This is a genomic window from Streptomyces sp. A2-16 (assembly GCF_018128905.1).
Lineage (GTDB): Bacteria > Actinomycetota > Actinomycetes > Streptomycetales > Streptomycetaceae > Streptomyces.
On sequence record NZ_CP063808.1, the window covers coordinates 2,873,514 to 2,893,161 of the forward strand.

The following is a 19,648-nucleotide window of genomic DNA, read 5'->3' on the forward strand; positions in this document are numbered from 1 at the left end:
CCGTGAAGGAACGCGCCATGCGCTTGTCCGCGCGACCCCGGCGCGATACACCGTACTGGCCTGTCAACTTTGGCGGGTTCTGTTCGCATCCTGGGGAGTTGGGCATGAGCGTGACTGATCGGTACCGGGAGTCCTGGGAGGGCTTCTGGCGGGAGGCCCCGGGGCGGCAGGGGGCCGTGTTCTGGGACGCGGAGCCGGTGCTGACCGCCGGAGTCCACCTCGCCCACTTCGAGCCGCTCCTCATCGATCCCGGACTGCCGCTCGTGGACCTGGGCTGCGGGAACGGCACCCAGAGCCGCTTTCTCGCCGCCCACTTCACCCAGGTCATCGGCGCCGACCTGTCCGCCGCCGCGCTCGACCGGGCACGCGACGCCGACCCCGACGAGCAGGTGACGTACCGGCTGCTCGACGCCTCCGACAAGAGCGAGCCGGAGAACCTGCACGCCGAACTGGGCGACGCCAACGTCTACATGCGCGGTGTGCTGCACCAGGCCGCACCCGAGGACCGGCAGCAGTTGGTCGACGGGATCGCCACGCTGGTCGGGGAGCGAGGGCGGGCCTTCCTCGTCGAGCTCTCCGAGGCCGCCAAGTCCGTCCTCGTGGGCCTGGCGCAGAGCCCCGACGGACCGCCCGCCAAGCTGGCCCCCGTCTTCCGGCACGGCATCGCACCCGGTGAGGTCGCCGACGAGGCGGTGCCCGTGTACCTCGGGGCGGCCGGGCTGACGATCGTGGCCGGCGGTGAACTGCCGCTCGTCACCACCGAGTACCGGGCCGACGGCACCCGGATCGAACTGCCGTCGAAGTGGTGGGTGGTGGGACGCGCCGCCTGACGGGCTCAGGCGCCCGGGCGGCGCCCCTGAGCGGGCACCGCGCCGGTCGCGGGCGAGGTCTTCCGGAACGCCCAGTCCATCCTCGGCTCCATCACGCACCGGAAGACCCGCCGCACCGGCGCGGTGCACAGTGCCGTCACCACGGCACCGGCCACGAGCGTGACGGCGATCTCGCCGAGCGGTGTGTGCGGCCAGCGGTGGCCGGCCCAGTCGAAGTGGTTGCCCGCCTGGACGACGAAACCGTGCAGCAGATAGCCGTAGAGCGTGCCCGCGCCCAGGGCCGTGAACCACATGCGGCGTCCCGGCACCCAGGACAGGAAGCAGGCGACCAGAACGAAGGAGCAGCCGAACAGGGCCAGCGTCATCAGCGGGCCGTACCAGGCGGGCACGCCGAAGTGCTCGGCTGCGTCGCGGTGGAAGAACCACGCGTAGTCCATGCGCGGCACCGCCCAGTACGAGAACACCAGCGCGGCCGCGAACACGGGGAGCGCGAGCAGCCGTACCCGCCACTGCCGCACCAGCGAGAAGTGCTCGGGCCGCAGGCACAGGCCGAGCACGAAGTACGGCAGGAACTGCAGGGTGCGCTGCAGGTCGAGGTCGTGGCCGATGGACGGGCTGAGGGTGGCGAGCGCGGCGACCGCGAGTGCGATCGGAAGCGGCCACCGCACGCTGCGCCAGATCGGTGTGGTCAGCCGCCAGATGAACAGCGCGGCCAGGAACCAGGTCAGGTACAGCGGGTCCAGCAGGCTGATCTCACGGTCCGGGACACCGTCGGACCATCGAGTGAAATAGGTGTACGCCGTCTCGAACACGACATACGGGACGACGACCCCGGTGACCAGACGCTTGATCTTCGCCGGGCTCGCGTCGAAGGTGCGCGAGAAGTAGCCCGAGATGATGATGAACGCCGGCATGTGGAAGGCGTAGACGATCGTGTACAGCGCGGTGACCGCCCGGCTGTCGGAGCGCAGCGGCTCCCAGGCGTGTCCCATCGCGACCAGCACGATCGCCAGGTACTTGGCGTTGTCGAAGAACGCGTCGCGTTGCTTCGGGCGGCCGCCGGGCGGGTTCCCCGGCGCGGTGGCCGCCGTGGGCGCCGCCGTCGTCGGTCGTGCCGGCTGTACGGGCTGTGCGGTGTCGCTCACGCTTCTCCCTGTCCGTCTCCTGTGGAACCCGCGAGGGAGGATACGCGTCTTCCAGGAGTTGCCTGTGCGGCGGGGGTGAGCGGCATACGACTCGCCTCACCCCTCGCGGGCGACGCAAACCTCCGCGACGCGTAACGTGGCGGACCATGAAGATCCTGATCAGCGCCGACATGGAGGGCGCCACCGGTGTGACCTGGCCGGCCGACGTGCTGCCGGGCACGCCCCAGTGGGAGCGGTGCCGGTCGATGTTCACCTCGGATGTGAACGCCGCCGTGCTGGGCTTCTTCGACGGGGGCGCCGACGAGGTGCTCGTCAACGAGGCCCACTGGACCATGCGCAACCTGCTGCTGGAGGAGCTCGACGAGCGCGCGCAGATGCTCACCGGGCGGCACAAGTCGCTGTCCATGGTCGAGGGCGTGCAGCACGGCGACGTCGACGGCATCGCGTTCCTCGGCTACCACGCGGGAGCGGGCCAGGAGGGCGTCCTCGCCCACACCTACCTCGCCAACTCCATCACCGGGGTGTGGCTGAACGACGTCCCCGCGAGCGAGGGGTACCTCAACGCGCACGTGGTCGCGGAGTACGGCGTCCCCGTCGTCCTCGTCACCGGCGACGACGTGGCCTGCGAGGACGCCCTCGGCTACGCGCCCGGGGCGCTGAAGGTCGCCGTCAAGGACCACGTCTCGCGCTACGCCGCCGTGTGCCGCACCCCGGCCCGCACCGCCGCCGACATCAGGTCCGCGGCCAAGGAGGCGGCACAGCTGGCGGTCCGTCAGGAACCCGTACAGGCGGGGCCGTTCACGACCGCCGTCGAGTTCGACGCGGAGCACCTCGCGATGGCCGCCACCGTGGTGCCGGGTGTGGAACGGATCGGGGCGCGGAAGGTGGCGTACACGAGCGAGACCATGTACGCGGGAATCCGTACCTTCAAGGCGGTCACCACCATCGTCTCGGCCGCCGTGGAGGAGCAGTATGGCTGACCAGCAGGCACTCGACGAGGTCGTCCGGTTCACCTCCGACCTCATCCGCATCGACACCACCAACCGGGGCGGCGGCGACTGCCAGGAACGCCCCGCCGCCGAGTACGCGGCCGAGCAGCTGGCAGGGGCGGGCCTGGAACCCCTGATGCTGGAGCGCACCAAGGGCCGTACGAACGTCGTCGCCCGCATCGAGGGCAGCGACCCGTCGGCGGACGCGCTGCTCGTCCACGGTCATCTGGACGTGGTGCCCGCCGAGGCCGCCGACTGGAGCGTGCACCCCTTCTCCGGGGAGATCCGCGACGAGGTCGTGTGGGGGCGCGGAGCCGTCGACATGAAGAACATGGACGCGATGATCCTTTCCGTCGTGCGGGGCTGGGCGCGTCAGGGCGTACGGCCGCGGCGGGACCTCGTGATCGCGTTCACCGCCGACGAGGAGGCCAGCGCCGAGGACGGCTCCGGGTTCCTCGCCGACGAGCACCCCGAGCTCTTCGAGGGCTGCACGGAAGGGATCAGCGAGTCGGGGGCGTTCACCTTCCACGACGGCGCGGGACGGCAGATCTACCCGATCGCGGCGGGGGAGCGCGGCACCGGCTGGCTCAAGCTCACCGCGCGCGGCCGGGCCGGGCACGGCTCCAAGGTCAACAAGGAGAACGCGGTCACCCGGCTCGCCGCCGCCGTGACCCGCATCGGCGAGCACGAATGGCCGCTCCGGCTCACCCCCACCGTGAGCGCCGCCCTCGCCGAACTCGCCGAGCTCTACGGCATCGAGACCGACCTCGCCGACGTGGACTCGCTGCTGGAGAAGCTGGGCCCGGCGGCCAAGCTGGTCGAGGCGACCGTACGCAACAGCGCCAACCCGACCATGCTGGAAGCCGGTTACAAGCTCAACGTGATCCCCGGCGAGGCGGTGGCCTACGTCGACGGCCGCTACCTTCCCGGTGGCGAGGACGAGTTCCGTGCGACCCTCGACCTGCTCACCGGCCCCGACGTGGACTGGGAGTTCAGCCATCGGGAGGTCGCCCTCCAGGCGCCGCTCGACTCGCCCACGTACGCCGGGATGCGGGCGGCCGTGGAGGAGTTCGCGCCCGAGGGACACGTGGTGCCCTACTGCATGTCCGGCGGCACCGACGCCAAGCAGTTCTCCCGCCTCGGCATCACCGGGTACGGGTTCGCGCCCCTGAAGCTCCCCGAGGGCTTCGACTACCAGGCCCTCTTCCACGGGGTCGACGAGCGCGTCCCCGTCGAGGCACTGCACTTCGGCGTGCGGGTACTCGACCGCTTCCTGCGAACGGCCTGAACGAGTGGGGGAGAACGTGCAGACGTCGCCATACGGTTCCTGGCCCTCGCCCATCGACGCGGCACTCGCGGCCGCGCACGACGGGCACCCCGAATGGCTGGGCCTCGTCGGGGACGAGGTGTGGTGGACCGAGCCCCGGCCCGCCGAGGGCGGCCGCCGCACCCTGGTGCGCAGGCGCGCCGACGGTACCGAGGAGTCGCTGCTGCCCGCGCCGTGGAACGTGCGCAGCCGGGTCATCGAGTACGGCGGCCACCCCTGGGCCGGCACCGTGGTGGCCGGTCAACCGCTCGTCGTGTTCGTGCACTTCGCCGACCAGCGGCTGTACCGGTACGAGCCCGGGAGCGAGCCGCGTCCGCTCACCCCCGACTCCCCGGTGGGCGGCGGACTGCGCTGGGCGGAGCCGCAGATGCGACCCGAGCTCGGCGAAGTGTGGTGCGTCCTGGAGGAGTTCACCGGCGACGGGCCCACCGATGTGCGCCGGGTTCTCGCCGCCGTGCCCCTGGACGGCTCGGCCGCGCAGGACCGGGACGCGGTGCGCGAACTCACCGACGACCGGCACCGGTTCGTCACCGGGCCCCGCATCTCGCCCGACGGCTCACGGGCCGCCTGGCTCGCCTGGGACCACCCGCGGATGCCTTGGGACGGCACGGAACTGATCGTCGCCGAGGTCCATGAGGGCACGCTCCGGGAGCCGCGCACCGTGGCGGGCGGACCGCAGGAGTCCATCGCCCAGGCCGACTGGGCGCCCGACGGCCGTCTCCTGTACGCGAGCGACCGCACCGGCTGGTGGAACCTCTACCGCGACGGCGAGCAACTGTGCCCGCGCGAGGAGGAGTTCGGCGGTGCCCTGTGGAAACTCGGCCACCGCTGGTTCGCCCCGCTGGACAGCGGCCTGATCGCCGTCGTGCACGGCACCGGCTCGACGGCCCTCGGCATCCTGGACCCCGAGACCGGTGAACTCGTCGACGCGGACGGCCCCTGGACCGAGTTCGCGCCCACCCTCGCGGTGCACGGCGAGCGGGTCGTCGCGGTCGGCGCCAGCCCGCGCACCGCCTACGAGGTCGTCGAGCTGGACACGCGTGTCGGCCGGGCCCGGGTGATCGGCGCCGGGCACGACGACCCGGTCGACCCCGCGTACTACCCCGAACCCCTGATCCGCACCTTCACCGGGCCGGACGGCCGGGACGTGCACGCCCACGTCTACCCGCCCCACCACCCCGGCCACCGGGCGCCCACCGACGAGCTCCCGCCGTACGTCGTCTGGGCCCACGGCGGACCCACCGGCCACGCGCCCCTCGTCCTCGACCTGGCCATCGCCTACTTCACCTCGCGCGGCATCGGCGTCGCCGAGGTCAACTACGGCGGCTCGACCGGCTACGGGCGGGAGTACCGCAACAGGCTGCGCGAGCAGTGGGGCGTGGTCGACGTCGAGGACTGCGCGGCCGTCGCGCTCGCCCTCGCCGACGAGGGCACCGCCGACCGCGACCGGCTCGCCATCCGCGGCGGCAGCGCGGGCGGCTGGACGGCGGCCGCCTCGCTCACCACGACGGACGTCTACGCCTGCGGCACGATCGTCTACCCGATCCTCGACCTGGCCGGCTGGGGCACCGGGGAGACCCACGACTTCGAGTCCCAGTACCTGGAGAGCCTGGTCGGACCCCTCGCGGAGGTTCCCGGACGGTACGCGGAACGCTCGCCCGTCGAGCACGCCGACCGGGTCACCGCGCCCTTCCTGCTGCTCCAGGGCCTGGACGACGTGATCTGCCCGCCCGCGCAGTGCGAGCGCTTCCTGGCCAGGATCGCCGGGCGGCGGGTGCCGCACGCCTACATCGCCTTCGAGGGGGAGGGGCACGGGTTCCGCAGGGCCGACACGATGATCCGCGCACTGGAATCCGAACTCTCCCTGTACGCCCAGGTGTTCGGGCTGAACCCGCCCGGCGTCCCGACCTTGGAGCTCACCAAGTGACAGCACTCGTACGACCGTCCAGGCTCGCGCCCGGCGCCCGCGTGGCCGTGGTCGCGCCGAGCGGGCCGGTCGTGGAGGAACGGCTCCAGGCCGGCCTCGACCTCCTGCGCGGCTGGGACCTCGACCCGGTGGTGGCCCCGCACGTCCTCGACACGCACGGCGAGTTGGGCTACCTGGCGGGATCCGACGCCGATCGCGCCGCCGATCTCCAGCAGGCATGGTGCGACCCCGCCGTGGACGCGGTGCTGTGCGCCCGGGGCGGCTACGGGGCCCAGCGGATGATCGACCTCCTCGACTGGGAGGCCATGCGGGCCGCCGGACCGAAGGTGTTCGTGGGCTTCAGCGACGTCACCACGCTCCACCAGGCGTTCGCCACCCGCCTCGGTCTGGTCACGCTGTACGGCCCGGCCGCCGCCGGTGCCGACTTCGTCAAGAGCACCGTCGCGCAGGAGCACCTCAAGGCCACGCTGTTCGCCCCGGAGACCGTCCGTGTGCTCACCTCCCGGGGCGCCCCCATGGCCCCCGGCAGGGCCCGCGGGGTCACCCTGGGCGGCTGCCTCAGCCTGCTCGCCTCCGACCTCGGCACCCGGCACGCCCGCCCGGGGGCCCGGGACGGGCTGCTGCTGATCGAGGACGTGGGGGAGCAGGCCTACCGTGTCGACCGCCTGCTGACCCAACTCCTGCGCACCGGCTGGCTGGACGGCGTCAAGGGAGTCGTCCTGGGCTCCTGGGCCGCCTGCGGCCCCTACGACGTGCTGCGCACGGTCCTCGCCGACCGGCTCGGTGGTCTCGGCGTGCCCGTCGTCGAGGAGTTCGGGTTCGGGCACTGCGAGGGGGCGTTGACCATGCCGTTCGGTGTGTCCGCCGAACTGGACGCCGACGCGGGCACGTTGACGCTCGACGAACCCGCCCTGCGCTGAACCGCCGACCGGTGCGAGCGGGGACGCCGGCGGCGGTGCGGCGGGGATTCACCCGAAGAGCCGTCCTCACCGTGCCTGCCGGGCGCTTCGGGCTCACCCTGGTCGCATGAGCCCGAAGACCGCCGAGAGCGGTACCGCCAGAGGCAGGGGCGGGGCGGTGACACCCGCGAGGGTCGTCGTCCTGCTGCTCGCCGTCCTCGCCCTGATCTTCGTCTTCGAGAACACCCGGGCCACCAGGATCCGGCTGCTGGTCCCCGAGGTCACCATGCCGCTGTGGACGGCGCTGCTCGCCACCGGCCTGATCGGCGCCCTGTGCGGTGCGTATTTCATGAAACGCCGCAGCTAGAGTCGCCGTAGGGTTACGGGATGCCGCACATCGCGTCCCGCTATCTCACCGAAGGCCCCCGCGTGGGCATACGCCCCTTCACCTACGAGGACGGCGCCGAGTTCACCGCCCGCGCGAGGGAGAGCAAGGAACTGCACCAGCCCTGGCTCTTCCCGCCGGACAGCGAGAGCGCGTACCTCGCCTACGCCGGCCGGCTGATCGAGGACCGGACGAAGGCGGGCTTCCTGGTCTGCGAGAAGGACGGGGAGCGGGGCGAAGGGGCCATCGCCGGGTTCATCAACATCAACAACATCGTCGAGGGCGGCTTCCGGTGCGGGGCCCTCGGCTACGGCGCCTTCGCGCACGCCGCCGGGCGCGGGCTGATGCGGGAGGGGCTGAACCTCGTGGTCGACCACGCCTTCGGCCCCATGCGGCTGCACCGCCTGGAGATCAACGCACAGCCCCGCAACACCGCCTCCCTCGCCCTCGCCCGCAGCTGCGGCTTCCGGCTGGAGGGGTTCTCCCCGAAGATGATCTACATCGACGGGGAGTGGCGGGACCACGAGCGCTGGGCGATCACCGCCGAGATGCGGGCTTCCGGTTGATCTTCATGGTGTCGAGGTCGGTGACCGTCGACCGCAGGTCCCGGAAGCCGTAGCCGAGCCCGCGCAGCGCCGTCTCCGCGCGGTCCTCCGCGATCGCGCCCGCCATCTCCTCGCCGTCCGCTCCGTCCGACACCACCACGTACCGCATCGAGAAGTGCTTCAGGGGAGCCGGCTCGTACGACAGCGAACCCTCCTCGCAGAACCGCATGCTCGCCATGCCGTGCTCCGGCGCCGCGGCGAGCAGCCGGGAGCGGGCCTCGTCGGTGAGCCCCTCCCACGTGCCGCGGACGATCACCCGGTAGGTGTGCTGCTCACTCACTGTCGCTCCCTCGCGCATCTCCGTGGACGGTCGACTGTACGTCGGCGAGGATGATCCGCATGCGGAATATCGTCGTGCTGGACGCCCCCTCCAACCTCGGCCTGCGGCCGCCCGCCCCCGGCACCGTGCCCGGCTGCCACAAGCTCGCCGGCGCCCTGCGCGAGCAGCGGATCGTGCAGCGGCTGCACGCCCTGGAGGGCGGGGTGGTGGTACCGCCGCGCTACGACCGCGGGGACTGGCAGGAGGGCGACGGGGTCTTCAACGCCGCCGCGATCGCCTCGTACACCGTCAAGCTGGCCGACCGCGTCGAGCGCCATGTGCGCGCCGGTGACCTCCCCGTCGTCCTCGGCGGCGACTGCTCCATCCAGCTCGGCGCCTCCCTCGCCCTGCGCCGCATCGGGCGCTACGGCCTGGCCGCGATCGACGCCTCGCCCGACTTCCGGCACACCGGCAACTCCGACCGGATCGGCGCGGCGGGCGGCGAGGAGGTCGCGCTGGCCACCGGGCGCGGGCAGAACGACCTGACCGACCTGGAGGGGCTCAGGCCCTACCTGCGGGACGAGGACGTACGGTTCTTCGGGATCCGCGACGCGTTCGAGGAGGACCGCGCCGAACTCGCCGCCCTGAAGATCCCCGTCGTGACCGTCGGCGACCTGCGCGAGTGGGGCGCGGACGCCCTGGCCCGGGCCACCGCCCAGGCCTTCGAGATCCCCGAGATCGACGGGTTCTGGGTGCACCTGGACGCCGACTGCCTCGACCCGTCCGTGATGCCGGCCGTCGACAGCCCCGACCCGGAGGGACTCCTGCCCGCCGAACTCGTCGCCCTGCTGAGGCCGTTGCTCGCCTCCCCCTCCTGTGTCGGCCTCAACATCACCATCTACGACCCCGATCTGGACCCCGAGGGCACGGCGGGCGCGCTGCTCACCGACATCGTCGTGGACGCCTTTGCGCAATCCTGACCGGCAGCTCCCCTGGCCGACTCACCGCTGAGCCGTTTCCATGGTGATCGTGACGACGATCCGGCGAGACGTGCTCACCCTGCCCGCCGCACCGGTGGGGCCCGACAACCCGCTGCCCCCGCTGCGGCTGCTGCGCGAGGTCCATCGCATCGACGTACGGGAGCGGGACGACCTGCCCCGGGACATGGCCCGGCAGGCCGGGTACGGCCGGCTCGGGAGCCTGCTGCCGGTCCGGGTCCGGGACGGTTACGGCAGAGAGCGCGCACCGCGCGAGTTCGCGACGATCGTGATCGAGAACGACCGGCTCAGGGCGACGGTCCTCCCCGGTCTCGGCGGCCGGATCGCCTCCCTCCTCCACCGGCCCAGCGGACGCGAACTCCTGTACCGCAACCCGGTGTTCCAGCCCGCCGACTTCGCCCTGAACGGCGCCTGGTTCGCCGGCGGCATCGAGTGGAACATCGGCGCCACCGGCCACACCACCCTGTCCTGCGCACCCCTGCACGCCGCCCGTGTCCCCGCGCCCGACGGCGGCGAGATGCTCCGGCTGTGGGAGTGGGAGCGGCTGCGCGACCTGCCCTTCCAGGTGGACCTGTGGCTGCCGGACGGATCGGACTTCCTCTACGTCGGGGTACGGATCCGCAATCCGCACGAGCGGCCGGTGCCGGGCTACTGGTGGTCGAACATCGCCGTGCCCGAGGGGCGCAGGGTGCTCGCCCCGGCCGAGGAGGCATGGCAGTTCGGCTACGAGCGGCACCTGCGGCGGTTACCCGTGCCGCCGGACCCCCTGGACAGCCCTCATGCCGCCGACTACTTCTACGACCTGCCCGACACACGGCGCCGCTGGATCGCCGCCCTCGACCCCGACGGCCACGGGCTCGCGCAGACGTCCACCGACGTCCTGCGGGGCCGCAAGCTGTTCGTGTGGGGGACCGGCAGCGGCGGCCGGCGCTGGCAGGAGTGGCTCACCGGGCCCGGCACCGGCGGCTACTGCGAGATCCAGGCCGGGCTCGCCCGCACCCAGCTGGAGCACGTCCGGCTGGACGCCGAGAGCGAGCTGACCTGGCTGGAGGCGTACGGGCCGCTCAGCGCGCCACCGGTGCCGGCCGAGGCGGAGGCACGCCTGGAGGCCGTACTGCCGCGTGCCGCCGTCGACGAGGCGCACGCCGCCTGGAGGCCGTACGCCGACACCGAACCCGGTGAGATCCTGGCCGCCGGGTCGGGCTGGGGCGCCCTGGAAGTGCTGCGCGCCGACCTGAAGCTGCCGGGGACACCCTTCGACGAGTCCACCCTCGGCGAGGCCCAGGCGCCCTGGCTGGAGCTGCTGCGGACCGGATCCTTCCCCGAACCGCGCCGGGTACGGCCGCCCGGCGAGACGCTGGTCGCCCCGCACTGGCGGGACATGCTGGAGACCGCACCCGCCACCCCGCTCACCGAGTACCACCTGGGAGTCGCCCAGTGGCATTTCGGTGACCGGGCCCAGGCGGTGCGCAGTTGGGAGCGGGGCCTCGAACTGGCGCCCTCCCGCTGGCCGTTGCTGCGCGCTCTCGCCGTCGCCGACCAGGAGGCCGGCAACCGCGAGCGGGCCGCCGACCGGTACGCCGAGGCCTTCGACGACCTGTGCCACGAGCGGCGCGACGACGGTGAGTCGTGGACCGCGGCCACCGCCGCGCTCGCCCGCGAGACCTTGGAGGCACTGCTCGCGGCCGGGCGTACGGCCGTGGCGCGCTCCGTGTGGCGGCGGCTGTATCCGGCGATCCGGGCCCGCGGCCGGTTCCGGCTGATCGAGGCGCAGCTGCTGCTCGCCGAGGGACGGCCGGAGGCGGCGCGGGCCGTCTTCGACGAGGGCTTCGAGGTCGCCGACCTGCGCGAGGGCGCCGAGGCGATCGGTGAACTGTGGAGCCGTGTCTGCGACGAACCGCTGCCGCCGCACTACGACTTCCGGATGCGGCCGTGAAACGGGGGCGGTCGGTCCCTGCGCCGGTCCCTAGGTGACGTTGCGGTCCACGTACTCGTACACCACGCCGTCCGGGTGCATCGCGATCAGATTGCGGCCCACCGGCGTGGGCACCGGGCCCGCGATGACACGGGCGCCCAGCTCGGTGAGGAGCTGGTTCGCCTCGTCGACGTCCTTCACCGCGATGGTCGCCGCGACCTTGCGCAGCACCTCCAGCTCGGCCTCGGGGCCGCTCATCAGCAGGAAGCAGCCCACCGCGGCCACCTGGACGCCGCCGCGCTCGAAACGGAGAGCCGTGGCGCCCGCCAGCCGTTCGTAGAAGACGACCGCGGCCTCCAGATCGTCGACACAGACACGCAGCGTGGTTCCCAGAATGTCCATGCGCACGAGCCTAATTGCGGCGGACGGGCCACGGAGATCGTTTCACGCGATCCTCCCGGGCCGGCCGTCCGCACCGCACACGGCCCGGCGTTACGGGCACTCCCGTGCGGGTACCCGGCGGCCATGGAGCGCTTGGATCACCTGGAGCATCTGGACAGGCATCTGGTCGACGAGCTGGCGCAGGTGGCGCGCGAGACCGTGCGGGAGGAGCTGCGCGAGCAGGCACGCAAGCAGCGCCGTATGGCCACGCTCTACGCCGCGTCCGGCGCCGTCGCGCTGTACGCGGGAGCGGCCCTGGCCCTGGCCGTGGGTCTCGCCCTGGCCCTCGGGCTGCCCGACTGGGCCGCCGCCCTGATCACCGCCGCGATCCTGGGAGCCGTGGCCTACGCGCTGCGCAGTGCCGCGAGGCCCTCCGCGTCCCGGCCGACGACGGCGGGGCACGGGGCGGACGCGGCCCCCGGGAGCCCGGCACCGACGACCGCCCAGCAGCCGAGCGGGCTCGGGACGCCGTACCCGCCCATGCCGCCGGTCGCCCCCGGAGCAGCGAGCACCCCGGAACCCGGCGCGGCGCCGCGCCGGAACGACACCGACCCCGAGCAGCCGCACCACCGGGCATGACACGTGGCGGTTCCCGGGCTGCGGCGTGGGGGCTGACCGGCCGAACACCGGCGAGCAGATGAGCGGCGGGAGCCATCGGCCCCGCCGCTCACGGTCGTTCACGCCACGGGTACTCCTCCACCTCTTCCGTTTCCGTCTTTCACCGCTCACCCCTGCTGGAGCTGGGGCAGCACCTTCGTACGGTAGAAGTCGAAGAAGCCGCGCTGGTCGGGGCCGATCTGGTTGACGTAGACGCGGTCGAAGCCCGCGTCGGCGAACGCGCTCAGTGCCGAGACGTGCTCGTCGACATCGTCCCCGCACACCGCCTTCTCGCTCACCATCTCCTCGGTGACCAGCGGCCCCAGCTGCTCGAAGTGGCGCGGCGAGGGCAGGATCTGGGCCATCTCGCCGGGCAGGAACTGGTTGAACCACAGCTTGCGGACCGTACGGACGCACTCGTCGCGGTCGATGCCCCAGCAGACCTTCGTGCCGCCGATGACCGGCTTTCCGGCCCCGCCGCCCTTGCGGAACTGCTCCACCATCGACTCGTCCGGCGTCATCGTGATGAAGCCGTCCCCGACCCGCGACGCGAGCGCCGTGGCCGCCGGGCCGAAACCGGAGATGTCGATGGGGACGGGCTCGTCGGGAACCGTGTAGAGGCGGGCGTTCTCGACCGTGTAGTGCGTGCCGTGGTGGTTGACCTCCTCGCCCGTGAAGAGGCGGCGCATCACCTGGATCGACTCCTCCAGCATCTCGAGCCGGATGTGCGCGGGCGGCCACACATGGCCGAGAACGTGCTCGTTCAGGGCCTCGCCGGAGCCGACGCCGAGGCGGAAGCGGCCGCCCGTCATCACGGCCGAGGTCGCTGCCGCCTGCGCCACCACCGCGGGATGGATCCGCACGGTCGGGCAGGTCACGGCCGTCTCGATCGGCAGGGACACCGCCTCAGAGAGCGCGCCGATCACCGACCACACGAAGGGGCTCTGGCCCTGCGCGTCGTTCCACGGGTGGTAGTGATCGGAGATCCACAGCGAGCTGAAGCCCGCCTGTTCGGCCATCCGCGCCTGTTCGACCAGCTCCGCGGGACCGAACTCCTCGCAGGACAGGAAATAGCCGTATTCGGGCATGGGGGGTACCTCCGGCGGCTCCATGAGCAGTGGGCTTTGCCCGAGTACCCGGCGGTCCGTGCGGAAACCGGCGTTTGGGCGCCCCGGCCAGGGGGACGCGGAAGGCTCCCGAGGACGCAACAGCCCCGGAGGCGAAAGTGAGTCGACCCCGCATCGTGATCGTCGGTGCCGGCTTCGCCGGGTACCGGACGGCCAAGGAACTGTCCCGAAAAGCCCGCGGCAAGGCCGACATCACCCTGCTCAACCCGACCGACTACTTCCTCTACCTGCCCCTGCTGCCCCAGGTCGCCGCAGGGATCCTGGAACCCCGGCGAGTGACCGTCTCCCTTTCCGACACACTGCCGCGGGTGCGGCTGGTGCTCGGCGAGGCCGACGGCATCGACCTGGACGCACGTACCGTCCACTACACCGACCCCGAGGGCACCGGCGGCACGCTCGGCTACGACCGGCTGGTGCTGGCCGCCGGCAGCGTCAACAAGCTGCTGCCCATCCCCGGAGTCGCCGAGCACGCGCACGGCTTCCGGGGACTTCCCGAGGCGCTTTACCTCCGCGACCACGTCACCCGGCAGATCGAACTCGCCGCGGCCTCCGACGATCCGGAGACCTGCGCCGCCCGGTGCACCTTCGTCGTGGTCGGCGCGGGCTACACGGGCACCGAGGTCGCCGCCCACGGGCAGCTGTTCACCGGCGCGCAGGTGCGCAGGCATCCGTTGCGCGAGGGCATGCGGCCGCGCTGGATCCTCCTCGACGTGGCGGAACGGGTCCTGCCCGAGCTCGACCCGCATCTGTCCCGCACCGCCGACCGCACGCTCAGGGAACGGGGCGTGGAGGTGCGGATGGGGACCTCCGTGAAGGAGGCCACGCCGGAGGGAGTGCTGCTCACCGACGGCGAGTTCGTCCGGACGCGGTCCCTGGTGTGGTGCGTGGGCGTACGGCCCGACCCGCTCGCCGAGTCGCTCGGACTGCCCATGGAGCGCGGCCGGCTGCTCGTCGACCCGAACCTGCAGGTGCCGGGACGCCCCGAGGTGTTCGCGTGCGGCGACGCGGCCGCGGTGCCCGATCTGGACAACCCGGGGCAGTACACACCGATGACGGCACAGCACGCCTGGCGGCAGGGGCGCACGGCCGCCCTCAATGTCGCGGCCTCGCTGGGAGCCGGTGTGCGCCGCCCCTACGAGCACCGGGACCTGGGCTTCGTCGTGGACCTGGGCGGAGCGAAGGCCGCCGCCAATCCGCTGGGCATCCCCCTCTCCGGTCTCGCGGCCGGTGCCGTCACCCGCGGCTACCACCTCGCCGCGATGCCGGGCAATCGCGTCCGGGTGGCCGCCGACTGGCTGCTGGACGCCGTACTCCCGCGCCAGGCCGTCCAGTTGGGCCTCGTACGGTCCTGGTCGGTGCCGCTGGACACGGCCTCACCCGAGCTGGCCCGGGTCCCGGGCCGACCGCAGCCGCGCCGGGAGGCCGACGCCCGCTCCGGCCCCGGAGCCGCGACCGAACCGGAGACCCGGCCGGGACGCGGGGCGACCGGGCGGGGCGAGCCGGGTGAGTCCGGTGGGCCCGAGGCCGATGCGGCGGAGCCGTCCGTCGTGGCGAGCGCGGGCGAGGCGGTGATCGAGGAGGCGAAGGCGCGCGAGGCGGCCGAACGGGAGTCGCCCGAGCGGGGGCCGGCGCAGTGGGAGTCACCCGAGTGGGAGTCGCCGCAGCAGTCGAGCGACCCCGCCACAAGCCAATCGGGCCCCGAGCCCGTCACGAAGCAGCCCGGCGGTGCGGCCGCCGAGGACGCGGAATCCGCAGAAGGAGACTCATGAACACCGGTGAACTCGTCGAACTGGGACAGCAGTTGCGCGTGGACAGTGTGCGCGCCGCGGCGGCCGCGGGGTCCGGACACCCGACCTCCTCGATGTCCGCCGCCGACCTGATGGCCGTACTCCTCGCGAACCACTTCCGCTACGACTTCGAGCGCCCCGCACACCCCGGCAACGACCGTTTCGTGCTGTCCAAGGGCCATGCCTCACCGCTGCTCTACTCCGCCTACAAGGCGGCCGGTGTCGTCGACGACGAGGAGCTGCTGACCTTCCGCAAGGCCGGCAGCCGTCTCGAAGGACACCCGACCCCGCGCAAGCTCCCCTGGGTCGAGACCGCCACCGGCTCCCTCGGCCAGGGACTCCCGGTGGGCGTCGGCATCGCGCTCGCCGGCAAGCGGCTGGACCGCACCGACTACCGCGTGTGGGTGCTGTGCGGAGACAGCGAGCTCGCCGAGGGCTCGATCTGGGAGGCCGCCGAGCACGCGGGCCACGAACACCTCGACAACCTGACCGTGATCGTGGACGTCAACCGGCTCGGCCAGCGCGGCCCCACCCGGCACGGCCACGACCTCGACGCCTACGCCCGCCGCTTCCAGGCCTTCGGCTGGCACACCGTCGAGATCGACGGGCACGACGTGGACGCCGTCGACCGCGCGTACGGCGAGGCCGAGTCCACCAAGGGCCAGCCCACCGCGATCCTCGCCCGCACCCTCAAGGGCAAGGGCGTCGCCGACATCGAGGACCGCGAGGGACTGCACGGAAAGCCGCTGAAGAACGCCGACGACGCCATCGAGGAGCTCGGTGGCGTACGCGACCTGCGCGTCCAGGTGCACGAGCCGCCGGCCACCCGCATCCTGCACGCCGTCCGCGCGGGGCACCTCGAACTGCCCCGCTGGGACACCGGTGAGGAAGTGGCCACCCGCGACGCCTACGGGCAGGCCCTCGCCGCCCTCGGCACCGGACGCGGTGACGTCGTCGCCCTCGACGGCGAGGTCGGCGACTCGACCCGTACCGAGTTCTTCGCCAAGGAGCACGCCGACCGCTACTTCGAGTGCTACATCGCCGAGCAGCAGATGGTCGCGGCCGCCGTGGGACTCGCCGCGCGCGGCTGGGTGCCGTATGCCGGAACCTTCGCGGCCTTCCTCACCCGCGCCTACGACTTCGTGCGCATGGCCGCCATCAGCGGGGCCGGCATCAACCTCGTCGGCTCGCACGCGGGCGTCGCCATCGGGCAGGACGGGCCGAGCCAGATGGGCCTGGAGGACCTGGCGATGATGCGGGCGGTGCACGACTCGACCGTGCTGTACCCGTGCGACGCCAACCAGACCGCCCACCTGGTCGCCCGGATGGCGGACCTGGACGGCGTCCGCTACCTGCGCACGGGCCGCGGCGAGAGCCCGGTGATCTACGGCCCCGACGAGGAGTTCCCGATCGGCGGCAGCAAGGTGCTGCGCTTCTCCCAGAGCGACCGGCTGACCCTCGTCGCCGCGGGCGTCACCGTGCACGAGGCGCTCAAGGCCGCCGAGGCGCTGGACCAGGAGGGCATCCACGTCAGGGTCGTCGACCTGTACTCGGTCAAGCCCGTCGACCGGGACACCCTGCGCCAGGCCGCCGAGGACACCGGCTGCCTCCTGACCGTGGAGGACCACCGCGAGGAGGGCGGCCTCGGTGACGCAGTCCTGGACGCCTTCACCGACGGTCGGCCCGTCCCGCGCCTGGTGCGCCTCGCCGTCCGCACGATGCCCGGCTCGGCCTCGCCCGAGGAGCAGCTGCACGCCGCCGGCATCGACGCCGAGTCGATCGCGGCCGCCGGCCGGCTGCTCGTGGAGCAGGCGATCGTGCCGTGACCGGGGACGACGTACGGACCGTACGGGCGGGCCGGCGCACCGTCGAGGTGCACCGGCCGGACAAGGTGCTCTTCCCCGGCGGCGACGGCGCCAAGGAGTACACCAAGGGCGACCTCGTCGACTACTACCGGTCCGTCGCGCCCTTCATGCTGCCGCATCTGCGGGGCCGTCCACTGATGCTGGAACGGCATCCGGACGGTGTCGCAGGCCCGCGGTTCATGCAGAAGAACACCCCCGACTCCTACCCGGAGTGGATCGGCCGCGTCGAGGTGCCCAAGGAGGGCGGCACCGTCCTCCACACCGTCTGTGACGACACCGCCACCCTCCTGTACCTCGCCGACCAGGCCTCCCTCACCCTGCACCGCTGGCTGTCCCGGGCCGGGAGCATCGAGCGGCCCGACCGGATGGTCTTCGACCTCGATCCCGCCGGGGAGGACGACTTCGGCGCGGTGCACGAGGCGGCCCAGCTGCTCGGGGAACTGCTCGACGCGCTGAAACTCCCCTCGGCGCTGATGACCACCGGCTCACGCGGACTGCACGTGGTCGTGCCGCTCAACGGCCGGCAGGACTTCGACGAGGTCCGGGAGTTCGCCAAGGACGTCGCCGACACCCTGGTCGAGGGCCACCCCGACCGGCTCACCACCGCCGCCCGCAAGAAGGACCGCGGCGACCGCCTCTACCTGGACGTACAGCGCAACGCCTATGCGCAGACGGCCGTCGCGCCCTTCACCGTACGTGCGAAACCGGGAGCCCCCGTGGCCACCCCGATGGCGTGGGCCCAGCTGGACGACCCAGGCCTGGACGCCCGCCGCTGGACCATCGCCGACGCGGTCGAACAGGCCCGTACCGATCCCTGGGCCGGGGTCATGACCAAGGGGCGTGCTCTCGGTCCCGCCCGTCGCAGGTTGAACGCCTTGATGCGCTCTTGAAGGTTTGGCGGAGGAACGAGCGGCCACCCGAGGTGAGAGGTGCCATGTCGAACACAAAAAACTCATCGGAAGCACAGAATTCACGAAACTCCCGCAGAGGGACAGAAGAGGACACGGAAGAGAACGTGGCGGAGAACCGGCGGCCGAAGCCCATGGAGGTGCTGCGCAACGCGCGCGCCCAGCTGGCCGAGCTGACCGGCATGACCGCCGAGAACGTGTCGTCCTTCGAACAGACGGAGGACGGCTGGGCGCTCGAGATCGAGGTCCTCGAGCTGACCCGCGTGCCCGACACGATGAGCCTGATGGCGAGCTACCAGGTCGAACTCGACCCGGAAGGACAGCTCACCGGCTATCGCCGCGTTCGCCGTTACGAGCGCGGGCGGGCTGACGCACACCGGCAGGGCGGTCGCTAGGCGGCCCACCCCCCCTCAGAACTCGTTCCCACACAAAAGAGGAGGCGCGGTCGACATGACAGTTGTCCCGGCACAACAGGGCGGCGGCGGAGGCGGCTCCAGCGGCCTCTACGACGTTCTGGAACTGGTCCTCGACAGGGGTCTCGTCATCGACGCGTTCATACGGGTCTCCCTGGTCGGCATCGAAATCCTGAAGATCGACGTCCGGGTCGTCGTGGCCAGCGTCGACACCTATCTGCGGTTCGCCGAGGCGTGCAACCGGCTTGACCTGGAGGCCGGGCCGCGCAAGGACCCCGGCCTTCCCGACCTGGTCGGCGAGATCACCGAGTCCGGCGCCCGCGGGAAATCCAAGGGAGCGCTCTCCGGTGCCGCCGAGACCATCTCCGGTGCCTTCAAGCAGGCCCGTGAGGAAGGCCAGACGGAGTCCAGGCCGCGAGCCCGCAAGACGACGTCCTCGCGCCGGAAGGAGGAAGAGGAGTGAGCACGTACGTGTACGGCATCACCGCCGCTTCCCACGCCACGCTGCCCGAGGACCTGGCAGGGGTGGGCAACCCCGCCCTTCCGGTGCGGGTGCTCAAGGAGGGCGATCTGGCGGCCGTCGTCAGTGACGCCCCCGAAGGGCTGCGGCCCAAGCGCCGTGACCTCCTCGCCCACCAGAACGTGCTGAGCGAGGTGGGCGCGGACGGCTGCATCCTGCCCATGCGGTTCGGCAGCGTGGCCCCCGACGACGCCACCGTCACCGGGGTGCTCGCGGAACGCCAGGAGCACTACAAGGAGCGCCTGCGGACCCTCGACGGCAAGGTCGAGTACAACGTCAAGGCCACCCACGACGAAGAGGCCGTACTGCACCGCGTGATGTCCGACAACCCCCAGGTCCGGGCCATGGCCGAGGCCAACCGGCAGGCGGGCGGCGGCAGTTACGACGACCGTCTCAGGCTCGGTGAGATGGTCGTGGCCGCGGTCAAGGTCCGCGAGGGCGAGGACGCCGCAGAGGTGCAGCGCGTCCTGGAACCGGTCGCCGACGCGATCAGCGTGGGCCCCGAGTCGTCGGGATGGCTCGCCAACGTGTCCTTCCTCGTGGAGCGGGACGCGGCCGCGTCCTTCCTGGAGGCGGTGGACCAGCTCCGCAAGGATCACCCGCACCTCGAGGTCCGGCTGAACGGCCCGCTGCCGCCTTACAGCTTCGTCGAACCGGGCCCGGGCGAGCCCGCGGGCACCACGGTCGGCATCGACCACGCGGAGGAGTGAG

General features: G+C 72.2%; 20 protein-coding genes. 16 read left to right on the plus strand and 4 right to left on the minus strand.

Translation table 11 applies throughout. From position 1 onward, the window contains the following. The first annotated feature begins 104 nt into the window (after window positions 1–104). Entirely contained in the window at window positions 105–830 is a 726-nt protein-coding gene (locus IOD14_RS12945; protein ID WP_123994421.1) for a class I SAM-dependent methyltransferase, read from the plus strand. Between the two features lie 5 nt (window positions 831–835). Here the strand turns inward: IOD14_RS12945 and IOD14_RS12950 are convergent, their stop codons facing one another. Continuing rightward, window positions 836–1,975, minus strand: a complete 1,140-nt coding sequence (locus IOD14_RS12950) for an acyltransferase family protein (protein ID WP_123994420.1) — start codon at window positions 1,973–1,975, stop codon at window positions 836–838. A 146-nt stretch (window positions 1,976–2,121) separates the two neighbouring features. Between IOD14_RS12950 and IOD14_RS12955 the strand changes: the two genes are divergently transcribed. From IOD14_RS12955 to IOD14_RS12980, 6 genes are all read left to right on the plus strand, one after another. Beyond that, window positions 2,122–2,955, plus strand: coding sequence for a M55 family metallopeptidase (locus IOD14_RS12955; protein ID WP_123994419.1), 834 nt, complete (start codon window positions 2,122–2,124; stop codon window positions 2,953–2,955). Continuing rightward, entirely contained in the window at window positions 2,948–4,252 is a 1,305-nt protein-coding gene (locus tag IOD14_RS12960; RefSeq protein ID WP_212670295.1) for a M20/M25/M40 family metallo-hydrolase, read from the plus strand. Before IOD14_RS12955 ends, IOD14_RS12960 begins: the two co-directional genes overlap by 8 nt. Window positions 4,253–4,268: 16 nt before the next feature. Beyond that, window positions 4,269–6,218 (plus strand): LpqB family beta-propeller domain-containing protein, encoded by a 1,950-nt coding sequence (locus IOD14_RS12965; protein ID WP_174269403.1) that lies wholly within the window; start codon window positions 4,269–4,271, stop codon window positions 6,216–6,218. Further along, window positions 6,215–7,138, plus strand: a complete 924-nt coding sequence (locus IOD14_RS12970) for an LD-carboxypeptidase (RefSeq protein ID WP_212670296.1) — start codon at window positions 6,215–6,217, stop codon at window positions 7,136–7,138. Before IOD14_RS12965 ends, IOD14_RS12970 begins: the two co-directional genes overlap by 4 nt. Before the next feature lie 106 nt (window positions 7,139–7,244). Further along, window positions 7,245–7,484, plus strand: a complete 240-nt coding sequence (locus tag IOD14_RS12975) for a LapA family protein (RefSeq protein WP_123994415.1) — start codon at window positions 7,245–7,247, stop codon at window positions 7,482–7,484. A gap of 20 nt (window positions 7,485–7,504) precedes the next feature. Next, window positions 7,505–8,068, plus strand: coding sequence for a GNAT family protein (locus IOD14_RS12980; protein WP_123994414.1), 564 nt, complete (start codon window positions 7,505–7,507; stop codon window positions 8,066–8,068). Here IOD14_RS12980 and IOD14_RS12985 read toward each other — a convergent pair. After that, window positions 8,040–8,387, minus strand: coding sequence for a DUF6204 family protein (locus IOD14_RS12985; protein WP_212670297.1), 348 nt, complete (start codon window positions 8,385–8,387; stop codon window positions 8,040–8,042). The genes IOD14_RS12980 and IOD14_RS12985 overlap by 29 nt on opposite strands. A 59-nt stretch (window positions 8,388–8,446) precedes the next feature. On the opposite strand from IOD14_RS12985, the gene IOD14_RS12990 reads away from it, so the two are divergent. After that, a complete protein-coding gene (locus IOD14_RS12990; protein WP_212670298.1) occupies window positions 8,447–9,346 on the plus strand; it encodes an arginase family protein in 900 nt (299 codons plus the stop codon). Between the two features lie 40 nt (window positions 9,347–9,386). Continuing rightward, entirely contained in the window at window positions 9,387–11,300 is a 1,914-nt protein-coding gene (locus tag IOD14_RS12995; protein WP_212670299.1) for a DUF5107 domain-containing protein, read from the plus strand. A gap of 30 nt (window positions 11,301–11,330) precedes the next feature. On the opposite strand, the gene IOD14_RS13000 is transcribed toward IOD14_RS12995, so the two are convergent. Next, entirely contained in the window at window positions 11,331–11,681 is a 351-nt protein-coding gene (locus tag IOD14_RS13000) for a VOC family protein (protein ID WP_123994410.1), read from the minus strand. 123 nt (window positions 11,682–11,804) lie between these two features. On the opposite strand from IOD14_RS13000, the gene IOD14_RS13005 reads away from it, so the two are divergent. Then, the gene (locus tag IOD14_RS13005; RefSeq protein ID WP_212670300.1) at window positions 11,805–12,299 is read left to right on the plus strand and encodes a phage holin family protein; all 495 of its coding nucleotides are present in this window, start codon (window positions 11,805–11,807) and stop codon (window positions 12,297–12,299) included. A 146-nt stretch (window positions 12,300–12,445) separates the two neighbouring features. On the opposite strand, the gene IOD14_RS13010 is transcribed toward IOD14_RS13005, so the two are convergent. Then, complete coding sequence (locus tag IOD14_RS13010) at window positions 12,446–13,405, minus strand: LLM class F420-dependent oxidoreductase (RefSeq protein WP_123994408.1); 960 nt, start codon at window positions 13,403–13,405, stop codon at window positions 12,446–12,448. Window positions 13,406–13,542: 137 nt separating this feature from the next. Between IOD14_RS13010 and IOD14_RS13015 the strand changes: the two genes are divergently transcribed. Genes IOD14_RS13015 through IOD14_RS13040 form a run of 6 tightly spaced genes read left to right on the plus strand, consistent with a single transcriptional unit; the run spans window position 13,543 to window position 19,647 of the window. Continuing rightward, a complete protein-coding gene (locus IOD14_RS13015; RefSeq protein ID WP_249125907.1) occupies window positions 13,543–15,213 on the plus strand; it encodes an NAD(P)/FAD-dependent oxidoreductase in 1,671 nt (556 codons plus the stop codon). Then, window positions 15,210–17,057, plus strand: a complete 1,848-nt coding sequence (locus tag IOD14_RS13020; RefSeq protein ID WP_212670301.1) for a transketolase — start codon at window positions 15,210–15,212, stop codon at window positions 17,055–17,057. Before IOD14_RS13015 ends, IOD14_RS13020 begins: the two co-directional genes overlap by 4 nt. After that, on the plus strand, window positions 17,054–17,986 hold the full coding sequence (gene ligD / locus IOD14_RS13025; RefSeq protein WP_123994406.1) for a non-homologous end-joining DNA ligase: 933 nt from the start codon (window positions 17,054–17,056) through the stop codon (window positions 17,984–17,986). The genes IOD14_RS13020 and ligD overlap by 4 nt, the downstream gene beginning before the upstream one ends. A gap of 44 nt (window positions 17,987–18,030) precedes the next feature. After that, the gene (locus IOD14_RS13030) at window positions 18,031–18,399 is read left to right on the plus strand and encodes a gas vesicle protein (protein WP_123994405.1); all 369 of its coding nucleotides are present in this window, start codon (window positions 18,031–18,033) and stop codon (window positions 18,397–18,399) included. A 55-nt stretch (window positions 18,400–18,454) separates the two neighbouring features. Continuing rightward, window positions 18,455–18,880, plus strand: a complete 426-nt coding sequence (locus tag IOD14_RS13035; RefSeq protein ID WP_123994404.1) for a gas vesicle structural protein GvpA — start codon at window positions 18,455–18,457, stop codon at window positions 18,878–18,880. After that, the gene (locus IOD14_RS13040; RefSeq protein ID WP_123994403.1) at window positions 18,877–19,647 is read left to right on the plus strand and encodes a GvpL/GvpF family gas vesicle protein; all 771 of its coding nucleotides are present in this window, start codon (window positions 18,877–18,879) and stop codon (window positions 19,645–19,647) included. The genes IOD14_RS13035 and IOD14_RS13040 overlap by 4 nt, the downstream gene beginning before the upstream one ends. The last annotated feature ends 1 nt before the right edge of the window (window position 19,648 follow it).